Here is an 8,027-nt window from a genome sequence, read left to right as displayed (position 1 = left end):
GCGTTAGAAAACTGGAGGAATGCTTGTTAGACATTCATAGCTATTTTGAGGGGTTGGAACAAGATTAAATGGGTTGAAGGGTGGACAGGATTTTTTATACTCGAATTATAACTTTTAAAATATGAACTGAGACATGCAAGCACAATAGGTTAAAGCTGAGTGTAAAAACAGGAGTAATCCTTCGGTTCAATCCATTATGACTCATTGACTATTTTAAAGAAAAGTCACATCAAATAGATTTTTACGCTAGAATACACGCCCTTTTTATCAGAAATACAAATAACCATTTGACTTACTATTTACTGATAATGACTTACTGATAACTGACAAGCGAAACCTAGCATGAGTACCTTGATTGAGGAAATCGATAAACGACGAACCTTTGCCATCATCTCGCATCCTGACGCGGGTAAAACCACCCTCACTGAAAAATTATTATTATTCGGCGGTGCAATTCAAATGGCAGGTACGGTAAAAGGCCGTAAAGCCAGTCGTCATGCAACCTCTGATTGGATGGAATTAGAAAAACAACGTGGTATCTCTGTAACCTCCTCAGTCATGCAATTTCCTTACGGCGACAAAACCATTAACCTCCTTGATACCCCCGGACATGAAGACTTCTCAGAGGATACCTATCGTACTCTCACTGCTGTGGATTCCGCATTAATGGTGATTGACATAGCCAAAGGTGTAGAAGAACGCACGATCAAATTACTTGATGTATGCCGTTTGCGCCATACACCAATTATCACCTTTATCAATAAACTAGATCGTGAAGGCCGCGATCCTATCGAAGTGCTAGACGAAATTGAAGACGTATTAAAAATTCAATGTGCGCCTATGACATGGCCAATTGGTATGGGTAAAAGATTTAAAGGCATTTACAGCGTTGAAGATGGCAGCATCACTTTGTTCGAGCCAGGGAAAAGCAACGCCATTGCAGCAGAAGGCCAACGTTTTGAAAGTTTACAAGATGAAAGTTTACGCGCTGCACTTGGTGAAAGTCAGATTGAAGAACTAGAAGAAGAAATTGAATTGGTACTTGGTGCAAGCCATAAATTTGATTTAGATGGATTTTTAGCAGGAAAGTTAACCCCTGTTTATTTCGGTTCAGCCATCAATAATTTCGGGGTCAAAGCCTTACTCGACAGCTTTTGTGAATATGCTCCACAGCCGCAAACCCGCTCTACAATTGACCGTGAAATTGAACCTAAAGAAGATAAATTCTCAGGATTCATATTTAAAATTCAAGCCAATATGGATCCCGCTCACCGCGATCGCATTGCATTCTTAAGAGTTTGTTCTGGCAAATACAATAAAAATATGAAAATGCGCCATGTCCGCATCAACCGTGATGTACAAATTGCCAATGCCATGACCTTTATGGCGGGTGAACGTGAACACACCGAAGAAGCCTACCCCGGTGATATTATCGGCTTACATAACCATGGCACTATTCAAATCGGCGATACATTTACGCAAGGTGAAGTGTTGAAATTTACAGGTATTCCACATTTTGCCCCTGAAATTTTCCGCCGTGCACGACTAAGAGACCCATTACGCATGAAAGCGTTGCTAAAAGGCTTAACTCAATTGTGTGAAGAAGGGGCAACCCAATTATTCAGACCGTTGAACAGCAATGATTTAATCTTAGGTGCGGTGGGTATATTGCAGTTTGATGTGGTGAAATGGCGACTCAAAAATGAGTATAACGTAGAGTGTGACTTTGAAAATGTACAAGTAGCCACAGCACGTTGGGTTGAGTCTGAAGATGAAAAATTGTTTGAAGAGTTTAAGAAAAAAGCCTTTAATAATTTAGCATTGGATGTAGCTAATAATTTGACTTTTATCGCGCCAACGCGGGTTAACTTGAGTTTAGCCCAAGAACGCTGGCCAGATGTTCGGTTTTTTGCAACTCGTGAACATTAAATAGCACGTGGCACGTAGGGTGGATAAGCGCAGCGTCATCCACCGAAATAACATCAAATAATTCAGTGTGGTGCAACTTCCCAAAATGACGGATGATATTACTATCGCTTATCCGTCTTACGAACTCATCCATGTTTGGGGCTGCATATTTATTTTGGTGCAATTTCCCAAAATGACGGATGACGCTATCGCTTATCCATCCTACGAATTCCATTTCAACTTATCCAACTTACATGAATAACTCGCCTTGCTGCAAAATCAAAGTACGGCAATTCAAAGACTTAATCAAACCTAAAGCATGAGACGCAATCAATACCGTGACCCCAACTTGATTAAATTGTGCGAACAATTGCATGATTTCTTTGGCTAAAGTGGGATCAAGATTTCCTGTTGGCTCATCCGCTAGCAAAATAGGGGGTTTATTCACAACGGCACGTGCAATCCCAACCCGTTGTTGTTGTCCGCCTGATAAAGTAATCGGATAGTTTTTTTCTTTATTTAATAATCCCACTTTGTCCAATGCGGCTCGAACCCGCCGCCGAATTTCTTGAGGACGATAACCTGCGATCACAAGAGGCAATGCAACATTGTCAAACACCGTTCTATCAGTTAATAAATGATGATCTTGAAATGTCACGCCGATGTTACGCCGCAAATAAGGAATTTTTGACGCACTCAAACGCGCTAAATGTTGGCCATTAATAATAATTTGCCCTTGCGTACTGCGTTCGATCAAAGCAATCAAGCGTAATAAGGTACTTTTACCTGCACCTGAATGTCCCGTTAAAAAGACCATTTCCCCATGCTCAATATTGAAATTCACCCTGCGCAATGCCTCATAACCATTAGGATAACGCTTTGTCACTTCGTTAAAAGCAATCATACAAGTTTGGATTCCTTTAGAATTGGTCGCCTACCTATAAACATGAACCGTTTTTAAATTGCTCAGGACGACCTGCTGTTGATGCAAATGCTTAAATATGGTGACACGAAATAGTATCAAATGGACATATCAGCTTGCAGAAATACAGATTATTCTACTGCGACAAACACTCATTTGCACGCCTACAAGCTTAATATTGCTTAACTAAAATAAAACATAGCACCGTACTTTATCATAATTCATCATTACTCAAAGCTTGTTTCAACTTGTTTTTGCTGGCTTTTGAATAATCATTAAAGCTCAAACCAAATAATAATCCATAAAGCACAGGCAAAATGATAAAGCTCACAACCGATAGGAATAACAGACCAAAAGTTAACGCGGCTAACAAACCTTTTAATAATGGACAATCTATTAACCACATTGGTAACAAGGCAAATAAGCTGATTAAAATCACAGGTGACATGGCTCTAAAGTGATATTGTGAACTACTAAGTAATAGCTCATATTTATTGGCATTCGGCAATTTGCGGGTTAACCACAACATGGATTGCTGGACACTAAATGCCCCAATAATCAAACAACCCAATACAAACATCAAATCAATCGTCCCATTCACTGCCCATAAACCTGCTAAAACCCCAATGCTCATAAAGGGTACTGCGATCAAAGCTACGATGATATTGCGCAATGAATTAAACTGAAATGCCAGCAAAGCCAAAATGATAAAACCACTTAAGGCGAGATAAGGCTGAACCGCTTGATAAGACTGTACCGCCAGCTCGTATTGGCCACCAAAATGATATTGATAAGGTCCACGCCAATCTTGCTGTAATAACCATTCTTGCATGTTACGCACAACACTGAAAGCATGGGTATAGTGCCGCACATCTGCTCCAATCGTTACTGTATACCAACCATCACGACGCACCCGTTTTGGATATTCCCAAACTAATTCAATTTCTACAACCTGTTTTAAACGAATATACTGCTGCACTGTATTTGCATAAACTAATAAATTTTCTAAACGTTTAATATTCTGTAATCGTTCTGATTGTTCATGTAAAACTACAGAAATACGCTGTTGCATGGTTTGATATTGAGCTACATCTATTCCTGCAAACCCACTTTGCAACGCAGTCACTAAGGCATGATGAGTCACACCAAATTGCTGCATCCGCTGTGCATCAGGTTTAATCAATAATTTTTTAACTTTATTGCCCCAGTCTGTGGTTACATTTTTTGTTCCTGCCACTTTGGCTAATTTTTCAACAGTAGCTTGGCTGATATTGAGCAATAATTTTTCATCACTACTGGTTAAACGAATTTCGACAGGATGTTTCACAGGCACGCCATGAGCAATTTTTTGGATTCTCAAACCCACATCAGGAAATTGAGAATAAACAAAATGTTCCAATTTAGCGGTAAATGGATCAATTATGTGTTCATCATTGACATGGATAACCAGTAAAGCATGGTTAGAATGGGTTGATTGCGGAATATGTTGCAATATAAAACGAGGCCCACCACCACCAATATAACTAACCCAATGGGTCACAAAATTATTTTTTGTATCTTGTGACGTTTTATCGGCATGATTTTGTAAAAAGCCTTCAATTTTTTGTACAATCTGTCCTGTTTTTTCTAATGGGGTGGTGGGTGGTAATTCCAACTCCACTTTAAAATAAGGACATTGTGAATCAGGTAAAAAACCTGAGCGCAAGAATTGTGCGCTATAAAAAATGGCCAAGATACTTAAAATAAAGAGCAAGCTTGTCAATCGTCTATGGTGCAAAAAGCCAAATAAAAGATGCTGGTATTGTTCATGGTAATAACTATCAAATTGGACTTTATGAGGTTTTTCGGTTACGTCTACAAATTGCATGACCCACAAGGGAATAATGCTAAATGCTAAAACATAACTACCTAATAAACCTAGTAAAATCACGATAAATAAGGGGGAAACATATTCTAGCGTTGCAGATTTACCCAATAAAATTGGCATGAATATACTGGTTACGACCAAAACGCCAATCAGTGCAGGATTTTGTAGAGTTTTCAATGCAGCAATCGGATCATCACCTTGTTGCATGGCAATCTTCATCGCATCAGCCACCACAACACCATGATAGGTAATAGGCACTAAAGAAATAAATATAGCAATAATAGTGATTTTATCTAGCTGTAGGCCTAATGACCATAAACCTACAAAAATGACTGCCAATGTTAAAGGAATCAGCAAAGAAACAATGAAGCCCATCCGTAGCCCTAAAACCAATAAAAATAATACGGCAACGACAACTAAGGAAATAGCCAATGGTTGTAAATATTTATTTAATACTTTTTCAACTTGCTTTGGCTGACAGGTAATCATTTGAAAATCTAAACCGATGGGATAACGGGCTTTTAAATCTTGCAATAGCTCACGTACTTGACGACTGATTTTGGTTAAATTGCCATCTTGGCGCATTGAAACTGCTAAAACAGTGGCATTTTTACCCGTTGCATGAACTTTTAAATGATTAAGGGAAAATGTTTGAGAAATGTTAGCAACTTGATGTAGGAAAATACTTTGCTCTGGTGCAGAAATTACGATTTGTTCTAAGGCTTCAATGGCAGTATCAGGTTGCCTGATTTCTAGCTTTACTTTTTCTTGGTCAATATCTAAAGTTAACTCATCAAATTCAATTTGTTGCTGTTGTAATGCTTGGTTAAGGTCTTCGGGTGTCAGTTGCCACAGAGCCAATTGTTTCGGATCATATTCAATTAAAATCGCTGGCTTTTGTGCACCGTACATTTTGACTTCATTGACTTCGGTTAATAATTGTAAGTGTTGCTGTACTTCTTGAGTAATATCTTGTACTTCTTGGTCAGAAAATCCTTCAGCTGTTACGCCTAACACAATCCCAAATAAATCCCCTTCATCGTGAATAAAAGGCCCTATTGCATTGATTGGCAACAGGTGCTTCACTTCAGCCATAGCAAAATGTAATTCCTGCCATAGACGATCAGACATGATTTTAGGTTTTAAATGCACTGAAATAAAAGAGGTATTATTGCTAGATTCACTGGTGACAAAATCGACAATCGACATTTTTTGCAAAAGCTGTTCTAGTGGCTTGCTTACAAAGTTTTCGACTTGTTGTGGATTAGCATAAGGCAATTGTGTCACAATTTGAATCGTACGCAATGAAAAATGTGGGGCAACATCACGTGCTAATTGCAAGTACGCATAGCTGCCCCAAATCAGTAAACTCAGCACTAAAACGATGCTGAGTCGACTGTGTTTGACCGCTGATTGACTAAAATTCACGACGCTTCGTCTCCTGCGTGGGCAAGAATGAGGTAAATAGTGTGTGATAAATGACCTGTTTCAGAATGATAGTGATTGCCTTGTTCTGGAAAACGCACCGTCAAACCTTCTTTCAATTGGCTAAAACCTGCAGTCACAACCCGTTCACCGCTTTGTAAACCTGATAACACTTCTAAACCCTCTTCAGTCAAACGACCAATTTCAATCTCACGCCGATGCACAACCCCTAAACCATCATCAGTTACTTTTTCAACCACATAGACAAAACGGCCTATGCCATCTTCACCGACTGCAATGGTTGGTACTAAAATAACAGGTCGTTTATTTGGCATATTTAACTGAAATTCAACTTCAGCGGCCAGATTCGGACGTAAACGCTTGTCTGACTCTTTCAGTTGTATCATGATAGAGTAACGTTGAGTTTGTCCAATTGGCTCATCAGCAATGTCTACCACTTTACCTGTGAATGGGCGTTGATGAATCGCTTCAAAAAAGACCTTAACTTGATGACCTTGTTGTATATCTGGTAGTAAATTAATAGACATTGCGACTTGTACTTGAATTTGTTCACCACACACGATAGTGAATGCAGGTTCTCCAACAGTGACCCTTTGATTAACTTCAATTAAAACCTTTTTTATTTGACAAACTTGTGGAGATAATAAACGGGTGTGGGTGTGGTTGGTTCTAGCTGTTTCAAGCTCTTTACTCGCTAAACGAACATCATTACGCGCTTGTTCAGCAAAATTACGTGCAATATCTAAATCATCTTGCAAATTCATATCTTGGTCATACAGCTGGCGCACTTGGTCATAATGTTTGCGGGCATCTTGTGCTAGTTTTTGTGACTCAGCTAAGGAATCTTCCATTTTTTGCAAAGATCGCTGATATTTAGTTGTTTCCAATATTGCAAGCATTTGTTTGGTGCGGACTCTATCGCCTGTTTTCACAAGAATCTTATCCACTATGCCTGCGACTTGGAAGCCCAGTTTAATTTCAATCCCAGTTTGTGACAGACCTGCAAAACTTCGTGCCTGTCCAATACCACCTTTACTAAATACTTGCTGATAGCGCACTGGGCGAACGGTATCTTGTTCTGATATTGCGGGTTCAGATGGCTTGCAACTACATAGCACAAAGCTGCAACTCATCAGTCCCATCAGGAAATAGACTATCCTATTATTATGTCTCATCTCTCTCCCCTCCAAAAATGTGTGCTTTATATTGATTTTAGCTTATTGGGCACATTCTATAACGCCAATTATCTGATTTTTATAGGCGTTTGAAATTTTAATGTAGGCTTTCTCAGCTAAATTCCCTTTTTTATCACAAGGCTAATTATGTATAATTTTTAGATATAATTCAAACTTAGCTATGAGTTAAGTTCTACAGTATCCCGCATTAAGCATAACGGAAGTTCATAAAAGCCACTCATTCTAAATTATAAAATTATATTATAAACCTATAAAAAAATTAGATTTTCCTATAATAAGAAGCTTTAAGTCACCATCTTAAAGCCTATCAATCATCTTTTCAATTTATGAATGGATAAAGCCAAGTAGGAGAGAGGAAAAAAAGGGAAATGCTAAATGAATCAACAAAGTTAAACTCCTGTTAAATTAGGGAATTGTTATGGGTTTGAGCGAGAGTTAATTCCTTTTTATGTGTTAGGATTGGCAGTCCTGTTAGCTATATTGAACTTCGTATAAAAATGAACTTTAGTAGGGTGGAATAGCGCAGTGTTTTCCACCAAAGATATTGGGTATTGAAAAGGTGGAATATGGTGCGTGATAATGAGTCCATACCTGATTAATATTCGGGGCGCATCTATTCCACCCCACATGAATATTTTATACAAAAAATTGATTTATATTGATAAAAATGACACGGTATCATAAATAT

The 8,027-nt window shown here is 38.6% G+C and carries 4 protein-coding genes; 1 reads left to right on the top strand and 3 read right to left on the bottom strand.

What is annotated here, in order from left to right; translation table 11 throughout:
• The first annotated feature begins 342 nt into the window (after positions 1 to 342).
• Entirely contained in the window at positions 343 to 1,929 is a 1,587-nt protein-coding gene (locus ABXH34_RS14490) for a peptide chain release factor 3 (RefSeq protein WP_353572599.1), read from the top strand.
• A gap of 229 nt (positions 1,930 to 2,158) precedes the next feature.
• Here ABXH34_RS14490 and ftsE read toward each other — a convergent pair whose 3' ends face one another.
• From ftsE to ABXH34_RS14475, 3 genes are all read right to left on the bottom strand, one after another.
• Positions 2,159 to 2,812, bottom strand: coding sequence for a cell division ATP-binding protein FtsE (gene ftsE / locus ABXH34_RS14485; RefSeq protein WP_353572598.1), 654 nt, complete (start codon positions 2,810 to 2,812; stop codon positions 2,159 to 2,161).
• 232 nt (positions 2,813 to 3,044) lie between these two features.
• Entirely contained in the window at positions 3,045 to 6,125 is a 3,081-nt protein-coding gene (locus ABXH34_RS14480; protein WP_353572597.1) for an efflux RND transporter permease subunit, read from the bottom strand.
• Complete coding sequence (locus ABXH34_RS14475; RefSeq protein ID WP_353572596.1) at positions 6,122 to 7,276, bottom strand: efflux RND transporter periplasmic adaptor subunit; 1,155 nt, start codon at positions 7,274 to 7,276, stop codon at positions 6,122 to 6,124. The genes ABXH34_RS14480 and ABXH34_RS14475 overlap by 4 nt, the downstream gene beginning before the upstream one ends.
• Positions 7,277 to 8,027 lie beyond the last annotated feature (751 nt).

It is taken from the genome of Candidatus Albibeggiatoa sp. nov. BB20 (genome assembly GCA_016744725.1).
In the GTDB taxonomy this organism is placed as follows: domain Bacteria; phylum Pseudomonadota; class Gammaproteobacteria; order Beggiatoales; family Beggiatoaceae; genus Albibeggiatoa.
This window is presented reverse-complemented; position numbering and strand designations above follow the sequence as displayed.